Raw genomic sequence first — 3324 nt, 5'->3', positions numbered from 1 at the left:
TTAAGTTTTTAGATTTTGAGGCTTTTGCCATTTGGCACAAGGGCGGTTATTCTAAGTATTGTTAGGAATCTCACGCCTCTGCCATTTTAGGTGCAGCGAGGAATCTAAAAGAGTATAAAAAGCGGAATCACAAAAGGGGTTCTTCACCCAAAGGCTCAGAATGACAAGCTACATTGTCCTATTTGCTAAGTTAGGTGAGTTGCTACACAATACCTCCGACTTTGTTATATTGAGGGCGCAGCCCGAAATATCCCTTAAAATACAGAATCTCAAAGAGATATTTTAGCTTGTGCGAAGCGAATCTAGTTTAGCAAAAATTTTCAATCCAAAATCACATTAATTTAAGTAAATTGTAAGGTATTTTTGAATTTCACTAGGCAAAGAATCCGCAATTAAAAGATATCAATAAGCACTTAGTAAAGATTCGCGATATAAAACTGCCCTATTGTGCGGGGTAGTGAGGCGCAATAAGGCAGTTTGTTTTAGCAAAAAACTTTACTTGCTTACGAAGCTACATTGAGTAGTTGCTCGTAATAGCGCAAAACTGCTATTTTTTGTCTTTCTTTTTATCTTTTTCTTTGTCTTTCTTTTTCTTTAGGGCTTCATTGTCTTGAGAGAATGCTCTAACGCTAGAATAAGTTGTTACAATGCCCGGGTCGGCTAACAAACATACATTCTCTACATCTTTATCTTCATAGTCTAGCTTAGAGAGTAAGATTCTCGCAAGATTGATACGCGCACGTTTTTTGTCGTTAGAATCCACAATGAGCCAAGGAGCAAAAGGAGTATGCGTGCGTGAAAACATTTTTTCAAATGTTTCGGTATATTCGTCCCAAAGATTCAAAGATAGCTCATCAATTGGACTTAGTTTCCAACGTTTAAGCGGCTCATCTTTGCGGCTTTCAATGCGCTTTTTTTGCTCTTCGCGTCCAACATCTAAGAAAAATTTGAAAAGTATATATCCACTCTCAATCAGCATTTGTTCTAAGTGTGAAACTTGAATGATAAATTCTCTATATTGGTCATTTGTGCAGAAATTCATCACCTTTTCAACCCCCGCACGATTATACCAACTGCGGTCAAAAAACACGATTTCCCCACCATTTGGCAATTCATCAATATAACGTTGAAAATACCATTGTGTCATTTCTACATCACTAGGTTTTTGTAGTGCTACGACACGACAACCGCGTGGGTTTAAATGCTCTCTTAATGCTTTAATTGTGCCTCCTTTGCCTGCTGCATCACGACCTTCCAAAATAATAATGATTTTTTTGTTGTATTTTTTTACCCAATTTTGCAGTTTGATGAGTTCAATTTGTAGTTTTGTGATTTCTTTTTCATAAAATTTTTTATTCAATTTGCCTTTGCCATTATAGACTTCACCCGGTTTTTCATCTTCTGGGCGCACAACTAAAACTTTTCCCATATTTACCTCCAAAATAAGCTTTAAAATAGTTAAAATATTTTACCATTAAGGTATTAAAATTACAAGAGATAAGGTAAGATTTTGAATATTTTATTTTGTATTGGCAAAAATTATCGTGATTTTCTCCCCTTAAATCAGTTTGCACAAAGATTTGCAAGAGAGATGATTGGCGACATTCATCAAATCATTTTTTGCGATTCTTTGGATTTGAAAATAAACCCCGAAAATGCTCTTTTTGGTTCTTTGGGCTTCAGCTTGCAGATTGCAGACAATCTCCTGATTGTCGCCGATAGTCAATGCTTTAGCAAATTATTAGAGTTTATCCAAACAACACACAAGGAATCCAATATAAAAATTCCTCCAATCACTAGAAAAAAAATGCTAAAAATAGAGTGTGAAGTAGAAAATCAAATGCGTAGAATTTGGCTATTGGATTTGCAAAATTCATTTGAAAATCAGACAGAATCGCAAGAGGATTTGCAATGTTTTTTAGAATCGCAGTTTGGCGAGTGTGGGGAAGTTTATCGCACGATATTTTTGTATCTTTTAGGCTTGGACGCAATCAGTGCGAAAATTCTTCTTGAGGGAATCGCAAAGGATTTTGAAGTCAATTTAGAGATTTTGAACACAGATTCTAGCTTAGAGATTCTAAGCGCGACAAGCAAGAGGGACGAATCTTTAAAGGAGTTTGTGAAAGTCGTTCAATTCTCTTTTGGGGACAAAATTTTTCCTAGTCGTAACCTTGCACAAAGCGTAATTGCTCTACTTTCTCAACATCATCTTAAAATTACTGCAGCAGAAAGTTGCACAGGAGGGTTAATTGCTTACCATTTGACAAAAGAAAGTGGTGCAAGCAATGTATTTGATGGGGGTGTGATTGGTTATGCTAATGCAATCAAAGAATCTTGGCTGGAGGTTTCAAGCGAAAACTTAGAATCCTTTGGTGCAGTGAGTGAAGCGGTGGTGCGTGAGATGTTAGAGGGTGCATTGAAACTCTCTGGGGCTGATTTTGCGCTTGCAACAAGCGGAATTGCAGGACCAAGCGGAGGAAGCGCGAGCAAACCTATCGGAACAATATTTATCGGTGCAAAGGACAGAAAAGGTGCGGAAATCATTGAGCGATTGCATTTTAAAGGGGATAGAAATTATATTCAAGCGCAAGCTACTATTTATGCTTATTTATTGTTTTTAAAGGTTTTTTTATCAAACTATTGACTTTTATACAAAATATCTGTATCATTCCAATTCCTTAATTTTCAATGTTTGACCCGCTAGCTCAGTTGGTAGAGCAATTCCCTTTTAAGGAATGGGCCGTTGGTTCGAATCCAACGCGGGTCACCACTCTTTATACAATGTGGTAAATAAAAGTGGCTCCTTCATCTAACGGTTAGGATACCACCCTTTCACGGTGGCTACAGGGGTTCGAATCCCCTAGGAGTCACCACTTTTATTTGATTTTTGTTTCCCTAATGGTCGCTTAGCTCAGTTGGTAGAGCGCCACCCTTACAAGGTGGATGTCATAAGTTCGAGTCTTATAGCGACCACCACTGCTTAATGTGGAGCGGTAGTTCAGCTGGTTAGAATACCTGCCTGTCACGCAGGGGGTCGCGGGTTCGAGCCCCGTCCGCTCCGCCACTTCTTATTATTTGTGATTCTTTTTAATCTTTCAATTTAAAACAATCGTAAGCGATAATATGGGTTTTTTTAAGCTAAAATTCTGATTTTGTTTGATTCTGCTTATTTTTTCTTATGGAATCTTATAATGCTCTTTGATAAAAAGTGGCATAAAATCTGCGAAGTGCAAGATTTCCCCTAATCCTTGCCGAATATCAAAGGAATAAGGTGTGATTCCATAGATACTATAATAGTCTTCAAATTTCCAATTCGTTTCTTCT

General features: G+C 37.5%; 2 protein-coding genes and 4 tRNA genes. 5 read left to right on the top strand and 1 reads right to left on the bottom strand.

What is annotated here, in order from left to right; translation table 11 throughout:
- Nucleotides 1-547: 547 nt before the first annotated feature.
- A complete protein-coding gene (gene ppk2 / locus Q1553_RS08225) occupies nucleotides 548-1429 on the bottom strand; it encodes a polyphosphate kinase 2 (protein ID WP_115551875.1) in 882 nt (293 codons plus the stop codon).
- 81 nt (nucleotides 1430-1510) lie between these two features.
- Between ppk2 and Q1553_RS08220 the strand changes: the two genes are divergently transcribed.
- The 5 genes from Q1553_RS08220 to Q1553_RS08200 all read left to right on the top strand — a co-directional run bounded on the left by Q1553_RS08220 (nucleotide 1511) and on the right by Q1553_RS08200 (nucleotide 3064).
- Nucleotides 1511-2644, top strand: coding sequence for a nicotinamide-nucleotide amidohydrolase family protein (locus Q1553_RS08220; RefSeq protein ID WP_115551874.1), 1134 nt, complete (start codon nucleotides 1511-1513; stop codon nucleotides 2642-2644).
- A 50-nt stretch (nucleotides 2645-2694) separates the two neighbouring features.
- Nucleotides 2695-2770, top strand: a tRNA-Lys gene (locus Q1553_RS08215).
- A 28-nt stretch (nucleotides 2771-2798) separates the two neighbouring features.
- Nucleotides 2799-2873: transfer RNA gene (locus tag Q1553_RS08210), tRNA-Glu, on the top strand.
- A gap of 27 nt (nucleotides 2874-2900) precedes the next feature.
- Nucleotides 2901-2976: transfer RNA gene (locus tag Q1553_RS08205), tRNA-Val, on the top strand.
- 11 nt (nucleotides 2977-2987) lie between these two features.
- A tRNA-Asp gene (locus Q1553_RS08200) sits at nucleotides 2988-3064 on the top strand.
- Nucleotides 3065-3324 lie beyond the last annotated feature (260 nt).

The sequence above is a fragment of the Helicobacter sp. UBA3407 genome (assembly GCF_949747025.1).
GTDB lineage: Bacteria > Campylobacterota > Campylobacteria > Campylobacterales > Helicobacteraceae > Helicobacter_D > Helicobacter_D ganmani.
The sequence above is the reverse complement of the archived record's forward strand: the minus strand, read 5'-3'. Positions and strand labels throughout refer to the sequence as shown.

Excerpts from the sequence above, each read along its gene's own strand:
- ppk2 (WP_115551875.1), bottom strand. The coding sequence starts at position 1,429 with ATGGGAAAAGTTTTAGTTGTGCGCCCAGAAGATGAAAAACCGGGTGAA.